Raw genomic sequence first — 14,345 nt, 5'->3', positions numbered from 1 at the left:
GACCCCCTCAAACGGGCAGGATGTTCCCTTGTGAGTGAGAACGGTGAGCGCCAGATGCCCGGCAAGGGCCTGCTCGACGGGCTCGCCGTAACGCTGAAGACCCTGACGCGGCGAACCACCACCCAGCAGTACCCCGACGTGCAGCCCGATCTGCCACCGCGCTCCCGCGGTGTGATCGCGCTGTCCGAGGAGAACTGCACGGTCTGCATGCTCTGCGCCCGCGAGTGCCCCGACTGGTGCATCTACATCGACTCGCACAAGGAGGAGGTCGTCGTCCCGGGCGCCGCGCGCGCCCGCCAGCGCAACGTGCTGGACAAGTTCGACATCGACTTCTCCCTCTGCATGTACTGCGGGATCTGCATCGAGGTGTGCCCGTTCGACGCGCTGCACTGGACGCCCGAGTTCGAATACGCCGAGACCGACGTCCTCTCCCTGCTGCACGACAAGAACCGGCTGGGCGAGTGGATGCGCACGGTCCCTCCGCCACCGGCGCACGACGTGCTCGGCGAGCCTTCCAAGGAGGAGGCCACCGCGGCGCGCAAGGCAGCCGGTCCGGGTGCGGCCACTGCCGCCAAGACCGCAAGACCTGCTGTCGTACGCCCGAAGCCGGCACCCACCCCCGAGGCTGAGTCGTGACCGTCGCCGACGTGCTCCTGCTGGCGCTCGGCGCCCTGGCCGTCGGGTCGGGCGCACTGGTCGTGACCAGCTCGCACCTGGTCCGCTCCGGCCTCTACCTGGTCGTGAGCCTGGGTGCGATCGCCGGCCTCTACCTGGTCCTCGGCGCCGAGCTCGTCGCCTGGGTGCAGATCCTGGTCTACGTCGGCGCGGTGGTCGTGCTGCTGCTGTTCGCGGTGATGCTGACCCGCGCCCCCATCGGCCCGTCCGCCGACCTGGACCGCCCGGCCCTGCCGGCAGCCCTGATCGGCGGGGGAGCGGGACTGGGCCTGGCCGCCCTGTTCGCCGACGCGTTCCGCTGGGTTCGCTACGCCGCACCGGAGCCGGGCACCGCCGAGCGGGTCGGCGAGCAGATCTTCGGCGCCTGGGTTCTGCCGTTCGAGGTGATCTCGATCCTGCTGCTGTCCGCCCTGGTCGGTGCGATCGTGCTGTCCCGGCCCGACATCGGCGCCCGGGTCGACACGCCGGCGGGCGAGCCGGAGGTGCCGGCCTGATGCACGTCGTCATCCCGTACGTCGTCGGTGCTCTGCTCTTCGGTCTCGGTGTCTACGGCGTCCTGCGCCGGCGCAACGCGATCCTGGTGCTGATGGCCGTCGAGCTGATGCTGAACGCGGTCAACCTGATCCTGGTCACCGCGGACGTCTCGCTGCGGTCGGCGCTCACCGGCGTGGTCGTCGAGTCGTGGGCCCGGCCCGGTGCGGCCACCCCCGGCAGCGGCGGCGTCCTGGCGCTCTTCGTGATCGTGCTGGCCGCCGCCGAGGTGGGCGTCGGGCTGGCGATCATCCTGCAGTACTACCGGATGCGTAAGGCGGTCGTGGTCGACGAGGTGCGGCTGGACGACGACGAGGAGCGGGTGGCCGGGTGAGCATCGACGTTGCCGGGCCGCTGCTTCCCCTCGTACCGCTGATCGCGGGTTTGATCGGTCTTTTCCTGCCGCCGGGCGATGGTGACGCGACGCGCAGGCGGATCGCCGCGGGCCTCGGGGTCGCCGGGGCCGCGTTCGCTCTGCTGCTCGCGTTCCGCCTGGTCCTCGACCCGGCGCAGCCATCCGCCGATCCGGCGAACGACCCCTGGAACGGTGGCCTCACCGTCGCGATCTTCGGCGACCTGGAGATCCGGTTCAGCACGTTGGTCGACGCGGCGGCCGCCTACGTGGCGCTCGCCGTCACCGTGGTCGCCCTGTGCGTGCAGATCTACTCGATCACCTACCTGCACGACGACAAGCGCTACGCCCCCTACGCCGCTCAGGTCAGCCTCTTCACCGGCGCGATGCTCCTGGTCGTCAGTAGCAGCGACCTGATCTTCATGCTGATCGGCTGGGAGGTGATGGGCGCCTGCTCGTACCTGCTGATCGGCCACGACCGGCGGCTGCCCGAGGCGCCCGCCGCCGCGGTGAAGGCGTTCCTGGTCACCCGGATCGGCGACATCGGCTTCCTGCTCGGCATCGCCGTCCTGATCGCCGACGCGAACAGCACCTACCTCGGGACCGTGCTCGCCCACGACTACTCGGCCGGCACTCTGACCGCCGCGCTGCTGCTGATCCTGGCCGGGGTGGCCGGCAAGAGCGCCCAGTTCCCGCTGCACACCTGGCTGCCGGACGCGATGGCCGGCCCCACCCCGATCTCCGCGCTGATCCACGCGGCCACCATGGTCGCGGCCGGCGTCTACGTGGTCTTCCGGCTGTACGGCCTCTACGACCAGTCGCCCGTCGCGCTGGCCGTACTCGCCGTCATGGCCTCGATCACCATCCTGATCGGTGCCCTGTCGGCGACCGCCCAGGACGACCTGAAGCGGGTCCTGGCCTGGTCGACCGTCTCGCAGATCGGCTACATGACCGGTGCCCTGGCCGTCGGCTCGCCCGCCGCCGCCCTGTTCCACCTGCTCACCCACGCCGCGTTCAAGGCGCTGCTGTTCCTCGCGGCGGGCGCGGTGATCCACGCCGTCGGCACCAACCTGCTGTCCCGGATGGGTGGCCTGCGCCCGCACATGCCGGTCACCTTCTGGTCGTTCGCGATCGGCCTCGGCGCGCTCGCCGGCCTGCCACCGCTGTCCGGCTTCTGGTCCAAGGAGAACGTGCTGACCGCGGCCGCGCACGCCACCGAGGGCGGCGAGACCGCGCCCGTCTGGGCCGGCTGGCTGGTCTGGCTCGCCGCGCTGCTCTCCGTCGGGATCACCGCCTGGTACGCGACCCGCCTGTTCCTGCGCGCGTTCTTCGGCCCGTCCCGCGCCCACGGCCCGCACGGCCCGGCGTGGGCGGTCGGCTTCGACGACGCCCGCTACGAGGTTCCGGACTCCCCGCACGACCCGCCCGGCCCGATGCGCTGGCCGCTCCTCCTGCTCGCGATCCCGGCCGCCCTGCTCGGCCTGGCCGCGTTCGCCCCCGGTTTCCGGACATCCCTGGAACTCGACGACCCGCACCTCGGCGTCGCCGTCGCCCTGCCGATGCTCCTGCTCGCGACCGGTGCCGGTACCGCGTTCTGGCTGTGGTGGGCGGTGCCCGGCGCCGATCCGGCCCTCGCGCTGGGCCGCGCCGGACCGTTCCTGGCCGCCGGATTCCGCCTCGACGACGTGCAGAACCGTCTCGTGGTCCGTCCCGCCGAGGCACTGGCCCGGCTCGCCACCGCCGGAGACACCCGGATCGTCGACGCCGCCGTCATGGGCACCGGAACCGGGACGTCACGTGCCGGTGACGCGCTCAAGGAGGCGCACCGGCTGCCACTGCCCGCCGCCGCGGTCGCCGTCTGCGCGGCCGCCCTGCTTCTCGGCGCCATCGCCTGGTGGGGAGCCTGATGTACCGCGACTACGTGGAGCCGGCCTGGTCCGCCCCGCAGATCCTGCTCATCGCCCTGCTCGTCGTGCCCGCGCTGGGCGCGCTCCTGGTCGCGCTGCTCCCCGCCGCACGGACCCGGCTCGTCGCCACCGCCTTCGCCGCGGTCACGTTCGTGTTGTCGGTCCTCCCGGTGCTGGCGCGGCCGGACGAGTTCAGCTGGTTCGCCTACGATCCCGGCGACGGTCCGCCGATGCTGCCGTGGATCGAGCTCGACCTGCCGTGGGTGACCTCCCTGCGGCTCGAGTTCCACCTCGGCGTCGACGGGGTGTCCTACCCGCTGATCGTGCTCACCGGCCTGCTCACTCTGCTCTGCTGCGCGTACACGAAGAAGAAGGGTCTTGCCGCACTGCTCCTGGTCCTGGAAGTGGGTGTGCTCGGTACCTTCCTGGCGCTGGATCTGATCCTCTTCTTCCTGTTCTTCGAGGTCGTGCTTCTTCCGATGTACGCGGTGATCGCGGGCTGGGGCGGCGCGAACCGGCGGGCCGCGGCCCGGAAGTTCGTCCTCTACACCCTGGCCGGCTCGGTCCTGCTGCTGCTCGGCGTCCTGGTCGTGGTGACCGAGGCCGGCACCGGCGACCTGGTCACCCTGACCGGCCCCAGCGAACTGCCCCTGACCACCCAGTGCATCGCGTTCGCCCTGCTGGCCCTCGCGTTCGCGGTGAAGGCACCGCTCTGGCCGCTGCACACCTGGCTGCCCGACGCGCACACCGAGGCACCGACCGTCGGCTCGGTGATCCTGGCCGGCGTGCTGCTGAAGATGGGCACGTACGGCCTGATCCGTGTCGCGGTCGGCGTCGCTCCTGACGGCGCGGCCTGGGCCTCTCCGGTCCTCGGCATCCTCGCCACCGTCGCGATCATCGCGGGCGCGCTGATCTGCCTGCGACAGACCGAGCTGAAACGGCTGATCGCATATTCCAGCGTCGGTCACATGGGCTTCGTCCTACTGGGTGTCGCCACCCTGTCGGTCACCGGAATCCAGGCCGCGCTGGTCGGCAACATCGCACACGGACTGATCACCGGCCTGCTGTTCTTCCTGGTCGGCGCGATCAAGGACAGCGCCGGGACCGGTTCGCTCAACCAGCTGAGCGGTCTCCGGGAGACCGCGCCGCGCCTGGCCGGTCTGCTCGGTTTCGCCGCGATCGCCTCTCTCGGACTGCCCGGCCTGGCCGGTTTCTGGGGCGAGGCGTTCGCGGTCGTCGCAGCGGTCCAGCGCGGTGGCCCGCTCTGGCTGACCCTGGCGGTCGTCGCCGCGATCGGCGGCGCGCTGACCGCCGCGTACTTCCTCCGCCTGCTGCGCCGCGTCACCCACGGCCCCGCCACTCCCGAGGCGCACACCCTGCCACCGGCCGTGACCGGCATTCAATGGCTGGCCTGGGCTCCGCTGGTGCTGCTGACCCTCGCCGTAGGCGTTGCGCCGTCCCTGGTCCTGGGCGACACCATCCAGCCCTTGATCACTCTGCTGGGAGTGGGAGTGCAGCCGTGACCACAGCGTTCCCGAGCCGGTCCGCCGATCAACGGGGAGGCCAGGCATGAGAAGCCAGGCCGTCGACCACATCGCCCTGCTGCCGCTCTACGCGGCCGCCGGCACCGCCGTCCTTGCTCTGCTGGCCGACCTGTTCGTCGGCCGCCGGGCGGTGACCGTCTGGGCGACAGCGCTCGGCGCCCTGGCCACCGGGGTCTGCGCGCTCGCCGTCGGCCCGTGGGATCCGACGTTCTGCGCCATCGGCGGCTGTTCCTGGGTGCCGACCTGGCCGGCCGCGGTGGCCGCCGCGCTCTTCGCCGGACTGACCGCCGGCGTCCTGGCCCTGTCCGAGCCGTCGCTGCGGATCGGAACGGCACCGGCCGGCGAGTTCTGCTTCCTGCTGGCCTGTTCGATGACCGGCGGCGTGACCGTCGCCTACGCCGGTGACCTGCTGACCCTGATCGTCGGCTTGGAAACCCTCACCCTCCCGCTGTACGTCCTGGTCGGCCTCCGCCGGTTCGCGCCCTCGGAGACCCCGTCCAGCCGGCCGGCCCAGTCAGCGGTCACGTTCTTCCTGATCAGCGTCGTCTCCACGGCGATCGCCCTGCTCGGCATAGCCCTGAACCATGCCGCCACCGGAATCCTGCACCTGAGCCTGCTCGGCCCCGCTCCCGCCCCGTTCACCGCCCTGGCGAACGTGGGTGCCGCGCTCCTGGTTGTCGGCCTGGCCTTCAAGGTCGCCGCCGTCCCGCTGCACGCCTGGGCCCCGGCCACGTACGACGGAGCGCCGATCCCGATCGCCGCCTACCTGTCCACCGCGTCCAAGCTGGGCGGCGTCCTGGCCCTGGCCGCCGTGGTCGCCCGCCTGGACGCCGGAGCGGTGATGTCTGCCCTGGCCGTCCTCACGATGACCGTCGGCAACCTGGTCGCCCTCCGGCAGATCCGCATGGTCCGCCTGCTCGCGTGGTCCTCGGTCGCCCAGGCCGGCTACATCCTGGCCGCCCTGGCGATGGGCGCTGCCGGCGTCGCCGCGGCCCTCGCCTATGCCGCCTTCTTCGTGGTCCTCGAACTGATCGCCTTCGCCGTCGTCGTGGCCCTGCGTCCAGCCCAGCCCATAGCCCCGGCCCCCGTACCTGCTCCCGCAGCCCCCGTAGCCGCCGGCCCCGCTTCCGCTCCCGGCGCCCCCGGTGCCGCCACTGTCGCGGCTTCCGTCCCGTCGACTCTCGCCGACGTGGACGGCGGGACCCTCGACGACTACCGCGGCGCGGCCCGCCGCCACCCCTGGCTGGGTGCCGCGTTCGTGCTGGCCATGGCTGGTCTGGCCGGCCTGCCCCCGGGACTGGCCGGTCTGTTCGCCAAGGTCTCGGTGGTGGAGGCCCTGGTCGGCGAGGGCTGGATCTGGCTGGCTGCCGTGGTGGTCGTCAACGCCGTGATCGCGCTGGCCTACTACGTCCGCGTAGCGGCCCTGTTCTACACCGTCCCGAGCCACCCCGGCATCCCGGTGGCCGACCCCGGCCTGGTCTACGACGCCACCCACCCCCGCCACCGGGTGGCCCGCCCGATCACCGCCGTCCTCCTGGCCACCACCGCGGTTGCGGTCGTTCTCGGCTTCCTCCCCCAGCTCCTCTTCAACGCCCTGCCCTGACCCCGGCTGTCGCTCACCGCTGTCTCCCGGGCCCCGGGGACAGCGGTGCGTCACAGCCGGTGACCCACCGCCTCAGCCCCGGCGGTCGCGTTGCGGCCCGGATCCCGGCAAACGTCGCGCCGTAGGCCCGTTACCCGTGGTGCGTTTCGTCGCGCTGCGGAGCGCGTACCGAAGAAATGGGGTTCAGCGAAGTCACAGCGAGCACCCGGATGAACACGAAGGATGCCGATGTTCTTTGGATTGCGGGCCACGAACCCCGCAAGCCGAAGGAGTGAAAGTTGTCCAGCCACCACAACGGCCTCAAAACGGCCGCCCTGCTGGGTCTGCTCACCGGCCTCATCCTGGCCGTGGGTTACTGGTTGGGAGGCGGCGCCGGCCTGGTGCTCGCCGTCTTCGTCTCGCTCGCGGTGAACGCCGTCAGCTACTTCTATTCCGACAAGATCGCCCTGCGCGCGATGGGTGCGCGCCCGGTGACCGAGGCCGAGCTGCCCGGCCTCCACGCGATCGTGCGTGAGCTCGCGACCACGGCCGGTCAGCCGATGCCGCGGCTCTACGTCTCACCGGCGATGCAGCCGAACGCGTTCGCGACCGGCCGTAACCCCGAGCACGCCGCCGTCGCCGTGACCACCGGCATCCTGAACATGCTGGAGCCGCGCGAGATGCGGGCGGTGATCGGGCACGAACTGTCCCATGTCTACAACCGCGACATCCTGATCTCCAGTGTCGCCGCGGGCCTGGCCGGCATCATCACGATGCTCGCGAACCTGGCGTTCTTCCTGCCGTTCGGCGGCGACGACGAGGACGGCCCGAACCCGGCCGGCCTGCTGCTCATGATGATTCTCGGCCCGCTGGCCGCGTCGATCATCCAGCTGGCGATCAGCCGGAACCGGGAGTTCCAGGCGGATGCTTCCGGCGCGACCCTGACCGGCGATCCGCTCGCCCTGGCGAGTGCCTTGGAGAAGATCCATTACGGTACGGCCAGAGCGCCCCTGCCGGCCGACGGCCGCCTGACCAGCGCCGCCCACCTGATGATCGCCAACCCGTTCGCGGGCGGCGGCCTGGCCGCGCTGTTCTCCACGCACCCGCCGATGCGGGAGCGGGTCCGCCGTCTGCACGAGCAGGCGGCATTGACCCGGCACCGGTGACCTCGCTGACACCGGCCCGTATATGAGATGAGCCATCCGGCTGCCGGCGTTAGCCTCGGTGAGCGTTTCGCTCGTTACCGAACCGGCAGCCGGAGGCCCTCTCGTGACCGCATTACGTCAGTACCTGGGCGTGTGGCATCTGCCGGGTGCGAAGGTGCTGCTGGTCATCGGGATCCTGGCCCGCCTGGGTATCGGCATGACCCCGCTGGCCCTGCTCCTGCTGGTCGAGCAGGCCACCGGGCGCTACGCGGCCGCCGGTCTGGCCGGTGGTGTGTACGCGCTGGCCGGCGCGGCTGTGAGCCCGATCGCCGGCCGGCTCGCGGACCGCATCGGCGCCGGCCCGATCCTGCTGGCCACCTCGGTGCTGCACCCGCTCGCGCTGGCCGGTCTGCTGCTGGCGGCTCGCGGCGGCGCGGACGCCCTTGAGTGGATCTTCATGGCGTCTGCGGCGGCCGGCGCCACCTACCCGCCGCTGACCGCCGCGATCCGTCGCGCGTGGACTGACATGACCGCGCCGGGCACCGGCCGGCACGAGTTGCGTTCGGCCGCGATCGCCGCCGAGACCTCGCTGTTCGAGCTGGTCTTCGTGCTCGGCCCGATGCTGGTCGCGGCGTTCCTGGTGATCGCCACCAGCCCGTCCGCAGCGGTGATCTTCGCCGCCGTGGTGACCTTCGCCGGCACGGCGTGGATCTCCCGGCTCCCGGTGATGCGCGGCCACGGCGACCACGACCCGGAGTCCGCCGCCAAGGGCCTGGGCCCGCTGCGTGCGGGCGGCTTCCCGGCATTGCTGCTCTGCGTCACCGCGCTCGGCACCGCGTTCGGCGCGGCCGGCGTGATCGTCCCCGCCTACGCGTCCCAGCACGGCGGCGGCGAGGCGCTCGGCGGCGTGCTGCTGGGTGTCTGGGGCATCGGCAGCGCGATCGGCGGCATCTGGTTCGGCACCCGCCGCCCGGCGATGGCACTGACCCGGCAGTTCGCCTGGCTGCTGGCCGCGGTGTCGACGAGTTTCCTGGTGCTGGCGTTCATGCCGGGCCCACTGTGGCTGGGCGCCGCGTTGGTGCTCGGCGGCGCGACGATCGCGCCGGCACTGACCGTGGAGAACAGCCTGGTCGGGCGGATCGCCCCGGCCGGCATGCTGAACGAGGCGTACACGTGGATGGTCACCGTCTCGGTCGCCGGCAGCGCCGCCGGCGGCGCCCTGGCCGGCGTGATCGTCGACCAGCCGGGCGGCCTGCCGTGGGCGTTCGTCTTCGCGTCCGGCGTGCTGATGGTGGCCGCCGCGGTCGCCGCGATCCCGGAGGGCTCGATGGCCCGCGCCGACCGGCACGCCGGGGAGCGCCTCGCGGCTGAACTCGTCTGAGCCTCTCCCGCGATAGCCTGACTTCAAGCGTGTAGTCGAGGGGGCGGCGATGTCCAAAGAGGTCGAGAGCATGCGTGCGGCGGACTCGGACCGCCAGCGGATCGCCGACCGGCTGAAGTTCGCACTCGACGAGGGCCGCTTGTCCCTCCACGAGTACGACGAACGCGTCGCCGCCGCCTACGCCGCCCGCACCCACGCCGAGCTCCGCGTTCTCGTTCACGATCTGCCCCGCCCCCGGCTGCGTCCCGGTGAGCGACCGCGACTGCCGACGGCCCTGATCGTTCTCTGGACCATCTGGGGCGCGATCGCGGCGGTCAACGTCGTGATCTACGTCCTGGTCACGCTCTCGATGGGTGAGCTCGTCCACCCGTGGCCGATCTGGCTGCTGGTGCCGGGCGCCGCGCTCGGCGCCGTGACGGTGGGCGTGCAGAAGATTCGCAACCAGAACCGGGAAGAGACATGACCGACTGCACCGAGCGGCAGCCCGCGGCACCGGGCCGGCATCGCCGCGGGCGAGGGCCGGGAGGGCATGCTCAGGGAGGCACAGCATGACCGCACCGAACCGCGTCCCGCTCTCCGTGCTCGACCTGGCCACCGTCAGCGAGGGGCACACCAGCGCCGATGCGCTGCGCGGCACGATCGAGATCGCCCGGGCCGCCGACCAACTGGGCTACTCCCGGTTCTGGGTGGCCGAGCACCACAACATGCCGGCCGTCGCGTCGACCGCCCCGCCGGTGCTGATCGGCGCGGTCGCGGCGCACACCCGTGACATCCGGGTCGGCTCGGGCGGTGTGATGCTGCCGAATCACATGCCGTTCGTGGTGGCCGAGCAGTTCGCCCTGCTGGAGGCCCTCTATCCGGGTCGCGTCGACCTCGGTATCGGCCGGGCGCCGGGCACCGATCAGGCGACCGCGGCCGCGCTGCGCGGCGTCTCGCCGTACCTCACGGTCGAGATGTTCCCGGAGCATCTGAAGACGCTGCTCGGCCTGCTCGGTGATGAGCGCGTCCCGGCCGATCGGCTGAGCGCCACGCCGGCTGCGGAGTCGTTCCCCGAGGTGTGGATACTCGGCTCGTCCACCTACGGCGCGCAGATCGCGGCCGCTCTCGGACTGCCGTTCTGCTTCGCGTACCACTTCGCCATGAGCTCCGATGTGGACGGCGCGCTGCGCCTCTACCGGGAGAGCTTCCAGCCGTCGCCACGCTATCCGCGGCCGTGGGTGATGGTCAGCGCCTCGGTGCTGGCCGCCACGACGACCGACGAGGCGCAGTTCCTGGCCGGGCCCAGCCGCGTCATGGCCCTCAGCCTGCGCACCGGCCGCCTCGGCCCGATCGTGTCGCCCGAGACGGCCGCTCAGCGCGAGCTGTCCGATTTGGATCGTGCAGTGCTGGAGTCGCTGCCCGGCACTCAGTACGCGGGCACCGCCGACGAGGTCGTCGCTGCTCTGGACGCCCTCGCCGCCCGCACCGGCGCAGACGAGCTGATGCTGGCCGGAGCGGTCCACGACCCGGCCACCCGTGTCGACAGCCTCGCCCTCATCGCGAAGGCGTGGGCCCGATGAGCTGGCACATCACCTCCGACGTCTCGGCCTTCGCCGAGACCGCCGGCGAATTCCTGCGTTCGTCCCCGGTCCGGCACACCACGCTGCTCACGGTGGTCGGCACCTTGCGGTCGAGAGGGCTTCATGCGTACGGCGCGAATGATCCGATTCTAGGTTGGTGGACGAGCGACTCCGGTGAGGTCACCGGTGCCCTGGTGCAGACGCCGCCCTACCCGCTGACGCTGACCCAGGTGCCACCGGAAGCCGTGCCCGAGCTGGTCGAAGCCCTGGGCACGCACCCGATGGGCGCAGCGAACGTGCTGGCCGGCGACGTCGACGCGTTCACCGAGGCGTGGACGGCGAAGCATGGCGGCACCGCCGAGCACGGCATGCGCACGCGCCTGTACCAGCTGGCGACGCTCACCCCGCCGGACCCGCTCCCACCCGGCACCGACCGCCGCGCCACCGTCGCTGACCGTCCGACTCTGATCAGCTGGTTCCGCGACTTCCACGAATACATCGGCGAGAAGTCGGACATCCTGGACGAGCTTGTCGACGACCGGATGGCCCACGGCGGCGTCGTCCTCTGGGAGTCCGGCGGTGTCCCGGTGTCGATGGCCGTCCATACCCGTCCGGTGGCCGGGATGGTCCGTGTCCAGTACGTCTGGACCCCACCCGAGCACCGAAGGCAGGGCTTCGGCGGCGCCGCGACCGCCGCCGCGACCCGAAATGCGTTGGACGCGGGCGCGACGGACGTGGTCCTCTTCACCGACCTGGCGAACCCGACCAGTAACGCCCTGTACCCACGGCTGGGTTACCGGCCGATCGAAGACCGAGCGGTGGTGGAATTCTCCCGATGACCAGCGGTGTCGTTCTCTCCCTCAACGTGGGCCGCGCCGAGCCGAACCCGGCCAAGGGATCCGGCCTGGACACCGGCATCGGCAAGGTTCCGGTCGACCACCCGGTGACGGTCCGCCGCCCCGGCCCGAAGACGACCGGCCTGCACAGCGGCGTGGTCGGGGACTTCATCGGCGACGTGAAGCACCACGGCGGCGACGACCAGGCGGTCTACGCGTACGCCGCCGAGGATTACGCCTGGTGGTCGGCCGAACTGGGCCGTGACCTGGCACACGGCCTGTTCGGTGAGAACCTGACCACCCAGGGCCTGGACCTCTACGACGCGCTGATCGGCGAGCGCTGGCAGATCGGCGAGCAGGTGATCCTGGAGATCACCTTCGGCCGCATCCCGTGCGCCACGTTCCAGCACCGGATGGCCGAGCCCCGCTGGATCAAGCGCTTCTCCGCCTCCAACCGCACCGGCGCCTACCTGCGCATCCTGCAGGAGGGCGAGATCAGCTCCGGCGACCGCATCGAGGTGCTGGAACGCCCCGGCCACGGCCTGACCGTGTCCGAGGCGTTCAACATCTACATGCACGCCCCGGAGCACCTGGCCCGCCTGCTGGTGGCCGACGCACTTCCGCCGAAGATGCGGACCGAGATCGAGAAGCGACTGGCCAACACCGCAGGCTGACCCGGCCTGCGATGATCGCTCGATGGACCTGGAACTGGAACCCGGCAAGGGCGTCGGCCCCGTACGACTCGGGATGACCGCGGACGAGGCCAGGGCGGCCCTCGAGACTCTGGGCCCGCTGGAGCAGACCGCTCTCGGCGAGGTGGCCATGACCATGCCGAACGGCCTGCGCATCAGCCTCAGCTTCGGCGTGGCCGGACCCACCCGCCAGCGGGTCGACGGCATCGAGGTCTGGCGCTCCTGCGAACACGACCGAGTCCACTTCCGAGGGATCGACGTCTTCAACCTCCCGGCCGCCGAGGTCCTCGAGAAGATCAACAGCCACACCCCACTGATCGAGTACGAGGAAGGCAGCTCCTACGCGGCGAACGACCTGTTCCTGGCGTTGTGGCGCCCCTTCGCCGACGACGACCCGGAGGAGGAGAGCGGCTACTACTTCCAGACCGCCGGAGTCGCCTACCCCGGCTACGCCGACACCCCGGCCGAGGCTGAGGCCCGTGAGGCAGCGGGCGGCGCCCGCGGTCACTGACCCCCGAGCCGCTCCCGCACCAGTTCCGCCAGAGCCTCGACCGGCGTCCCCGGCTACTGACTCCCGAGCCGCTCCCGCACCAGTTCCGCCAGAGCCTCGACCCGGCGTGGCGCAACGGCCGACGCACCGAACGCGACGATGCTCGCCCCCGCGCCGAGGTAGTCCCGCGCCGCACCGAGGGTGACACCGCCGGTAGCCAGGAAGCTCACGTCCGGAAACGGCCCCCGGATCGCCGAGAACCACTCCGGCCCCAGCGTGCCGGCCGGGAAGACCTTCACCCACCGGCAGCCCGCCGACCAGGCAAGCTGCACTTCGCTGGGCGTGGCTACCCCGGGAAGATGGGGCAGGCCGGCGTCCCGGCTGAGCCCCATGACCTGAGGGTCGAACCCCGGAGCGACGGTGTACCGGGCTCCGGCCTCGACCGCGGCCCGAACCCGATCGGCCGCGATGACAGTCCCCGCACCGACGGCCTTCCCCCGCCCGAGCCCGGCATCGACGACGGCCGCCAGAATCTCGGCGTCCCCCGGCTGCCCGATGGGCACCTCGACGAGCTCGACACCGGCGTCCCACGCCCGATGGGCGGCCTCGACGGCGGCGCCACTCGATCCCAGCCCACGCAGGATGACCATCACCCGCTGCCCGGCGAAGAACTCGTCGAGCCCGGACACGGGCAGCCCGGAGTAATCGGTGTCCATGATCCGAGTATGAACTTCCCAGCACCTAGACAACGTCCCTCATCGACGTCCCGAACCACGCCGGCCTTCATTCCCGGTTCGCAGAATCACAGCGGCGACCCCGGCAGCGTGCGCGGCCGCGACGCCGGAGAACGACTCGCCCACCATCCACAGGTCCCGGATCGGCCCCGAGAACGCATGCCGCCTCCAGCCTCGGCTCCGGATCGGCTCCATCCACCGAGGCTGCGCCTGCGCCCGGTCGACGATCGCGGTGACGTGACCGTCGAGACCATGAGCGGTCAGACAGGCCGCGATCTGGTCACCTTCCGATCAGCGTCTGTGCGCGTTCGTGGCTGATCACGACATCTGCCGGTGCGTGTGCGGGCCAGGGTCGCAACAACCGCAACATCGCTGCGCTGGATGATCTTGGTGTCGGTGCGCGTGTTCTTACTTCCGAATCCGCCTGTTCCGGCCGGTTTTTGATTCTGCTCCAGGCCGTCACGATTGCTTCCGTGGTCAGCCACCGTCGTTGCTTCCGGCGATCGCTGCCGCACCGCTTCGCGGCTTGCCCTCGGATCGAGTGGTCACCACAGGCGGACTCCACTCACGGGATGCGGTAACGAGCTTCGTCCGGGGCAGCTGTCGGTTCAGGAGTCCTGGTCGCCATAGAGGCGTTCCTGCGTCTCGGCCACCAGCCTGGCGTGCTCTTCCTCCTCGACCTGTGACTGCCAGCGCAAGAAGGCCTCTTGGGCGTTCATCAGCGGTTCGGCGTAGGCGGAGCTGCGTGCGACGTCCCGGAAGCTGATCCGCCCGTCGAGCACGTCTCGGGCCATCTCCGCCAGTTCGGGTCCGGCGGCGCCATCACGCAGCGCGATCAGATGCCGCTTCACTTCAGCGGCAGCTTGGCGGTTTCCGGCCATCCGCTCCAGTTCATGATCTACCGGGTCGTCACTCAA

Annotated in this window: 15 protein-coding genes; 13 read left to right on the top strand and 2 right to left on the bottom strand. The window is 71.2% G+C overall.

The genetic code is table 11. The features are described from left to right. Positions 1–54 precede the first annotated feature (54 nt). From CLV67_RS03380 to CLV67_RS03320, 13 genes are all read left to right on the top strand, one after another. Positions 55–636 carry a 4Fe-4S binding protein gene (locus tag CLV67_RS03380; protein ID WP_106315755.1) on the top strand — a complete coding sequence of 194 codons (582 nt, stop codon included), beginning with the start codon at positions 55–57 and terminating at the stop codon, positions 634–636. Then, positions 633–1,169: an NADH-quinone oxidoreductase subunit J family protein gene (locus tag CLV67_RS03375; RefSeq protein ID WP_106315594.1), complete on the top strand. Its 537-nt coding sequence runs from the start codon at positions 633–635 to the stop codon at positions 1,167–1,169. Before CLV67_RS03380 ends, CLV67_RS03375 begins: the two co-directional genes overlap by 4 nt. Beyond that, positions 1,169–1,540, top strand: coding sequence for an NADH-quinone oxidoreductase subunit NuoK (gene nuoK / locus CLV67_RS03370; protein WP_106315593.1), 372 nt, complete (start codon positions 1,169–1,171; stop codon positions 1,538–1,540). Before CLV67_RS03375 ends, nuoK begins: the two co-directional genes overlap by 1 nt. After that, on the top strand, positions 1,537–3,465 hold the full coding sequence (locus tag CLV67_RS03365; protein ID WP_106315592.1) for an NADH-quinone oxidoreductase subunit 5 family protein: 1,929 nt from the start codon (positions 1,537–1,539) through the stop codon (positions 3,463–3,465). Before nuoK ends, CLV67_RS03365 begins: the two co-directional genes overlap by 4 nt. Beyond that, positions 3,465–4,988: a complex I subunit 4 family protein gene (locus CLV67_RS03360; protein WP_106315591.1), complete on the top strand. Its 1,524-nt coding sequence runs from the start codon at positions 3,465–3,467 to the stop codon at positions 4,986–4,988. Before CLV67_RS03365 ends, CLV67_RS03360 begins: the two co-directional genes overlap by 1 nt. 46 nt (positions 4,989–5,034) lie before the next feature. Beyond that, positions 5,035–6,612: an NADH-quinone oxidoreductase subunit N gene (locus tag CLV67_RS03355; protein ID WP_106315590.1), complete on the top strand. Its 1,578-nt coding sequence runs from the start codon at positions 5,035–5,037 to the stop codon at positions 6,610–6,612. A gap of 278 nt (positions 6,613–6,890) precedes the next feature. Then, on the top strand, positions 6,891–7,757 hold the full coding sequence (htpX, locus tag CLV67_RS03350) for a zinc metalloprotease HtpX (RefSeq protein ID WP_106315589.1): 867 nt from the start codon (positions 6,891–6,893) through the stop codon (positions 7,755–7,757). Positions 7,758–7,860: 103 nt separating this feature from the next. Next, positions 7,861–9,117, top strand: coding sequence for an MFS transporter (locus CLV67_RS03345; protein WP_106315588.1), 1,257 nt, complete (start codon positions 7,861–7,863; stop codon positions 9,115–9,117). Positions 9,118–9,166: 49 nt separating this feature from the next. Then, positions 9,167–9,580 (top strand): DUF1707 SHOCT-like domain-containing protein, encoded by a 414-nt coding sequence (locus CLV67_RS03340; protein WP_239166642.1) that lies wholly within the window; start codon positions 9,167–9,169, stop codon positions 9,578–9,580. 85 nt (positions 9,581–9,665) lie between these two features. Continuing rightward, positions 9,666–10,676: an LLM class flavin-dependent oxidoreductase gene (locus CLV67_RS03335; protein WP_106315587.1), complete on the top strand. Its 1,011-nt coding sequence runs from the start codon at positions 9,666–9,668 to the stop codon at positions 10,674–10,676. Next, a complete protein-coding gene (locus CLV67_RS03330) occupies positions 10,673–11,515 on the top strand; it encodes a GNAT family N-acetyltransferase (RefSeq protein ID WP_106315753.1) in 843 nt (280 codons plus the stop codon). The genes CLV67_RS03335 and CLV67_RS03330 overlap by 4 nt, the downstream gene beginning before the upstream one ends. Then, entirely contained in the window at positions 11,512–12,186 is a 675-nt protein-coding gene (locus CLV67_RS03325) for an MOSC domain-containing protein (RefSeq protein ID WP_106315586.1), read from the top strand. The genes CLV67_RS03330 and CLV67_RS03325 overlap by 4 nt, the downstream gene beginning before the upstream one ends. Positions 12,187–12,208: 22 nt before the next feature. Further along, positions 12,209–12,715: a hypothetical protein gene (locus CLV67_RS03320; RefSeq protein ID WP_106315585.1), complete on the top strand. Its 507-nt coding sequence runs from the start codon at positions 12,209–12,211 to the stop codon at positions 12,713–12,715. Positions 12,716–12,768: 53 nt separating this feature from the next. Here CLV67_RS03320 and CLV67_RS03315 read toward each other — a convergent pair whose 3' ends face one another. Together CLV67_RS03315 and CLV67_RS03310 are read right to left on the bottom strand one after the other, a co-directional pair. Then, positions 12,769–13,410 carry a bifunctional 4-hydroxy-2-oxoglutarate aldolase/2-dehydro-3-deoxy-phosphogluconate aldolase gene (locus CLV67_RS03315; RefSeq protein WP_203737433.1) on the bottom strand — a complete coding sequence of 214 codons (642 nt, stop codon included), beginning with the start codon at positions 13,408–13,410 and terminating at the stop codon, positions 12,769–12,771. Positions 13,411–14,036: 626 nt separating this feature from the next. Beyond that, positions 14,037–14,345, bottom strand: a complete 309-nt coding sequence (locus CLV67_RS03310; protein WP_146168976.1) for a hypothetical protein — start codon at positions 14,343–14,345, stop codon at positions 14,037–14,039.

It is taken from the genome of Actinoplanes italicus (genome assembly GCF_003001815.1).
GTDB classification, from domain to species: domain Bacteria; phylum Actinomycetota; class Actinomycetes; order Mycobacteriales; family Micromonosporaceae; genus Actinoplanes; species Actinoplanes italicus.
This window is presented reverse-complemented; position numbering and strand designations above follow the sequence as displayed.

Excerpts from the sequence above, each read along its gene's own strand:
- CLV67_RS03340 (WP_239166642.1), top strand. The coding sequence starts at position 9,167 with ATGTCCAAAGAGGTCGAGAGCATGCGTGCGGCGGACTCGGACCGCCAG.
- CLV67_RS03335 (WP_106315587.1), top strand. The coding sequence starts at position 9,666 with ATGACCGCACCGAACCGCGTCCCGCTCTCCGTGCTCGACCTGGCCACC.
- CLV67_RS03330 (WP_106315753.1), top strand. The coding sequence starts at position 10,673 with ATGAGCTGGCACATCACCTCCGACGTCTCGGCCTTCGCCGAGACCGCC.
- CLV67_RS03355 (WP_106315590.1), top strand. The coding sequence starts at position 5,035 with ATGAGAAGCCAGGCCGTCGACCACATCGCCCTGCTGCCGCTCTACGCG.
- CLV67_RS03320 (WP_106315585.1), top strand. The coding sequence starts at position 12,209 with ATGGACCTGGAACTGGAACCCGGCAAGGGCGTCGGCCCCGTACGACTC.
- CLV67_RS03360 (WP_106315591.1), top strand. The coding sequence starts at position 3,465 with ATGTACCGCGACTACGTGGAGCCGGCCTGGTCCGCCCCGCAGATCCTG.
- CLV67_RS03315 (WP_203737433.1), bottom strand. The coding sequence starts at position 13,410 with ATGGACACCGATTACTCCGGGCTGCCCGTGTCCGGGCTCGACGAGTTC.
- nuoK (WP_106315593.1), top strand. The coding sequence starts at position 1,169 with ATGCACGTCGTCATCCCGTACGTCGTCGGTGCTCTGCTCTTCGGTCTC.
- CLV67_RS03380 (WP_106315755.1), top strand. The coding sequence starts at position 55 with ATGCCCGGCAAGGGCCTGCTCGACGGGCTCGCCGTAACGCTGAAGACC.
- CLV67_RS03325 (WP_106315586.1), top strand. The coding sequence starts at position 11,512 with ATGACCAGCGGTGTCGTTCTCTCCCTCAACGTGGGCCGCGCCGAGCCG.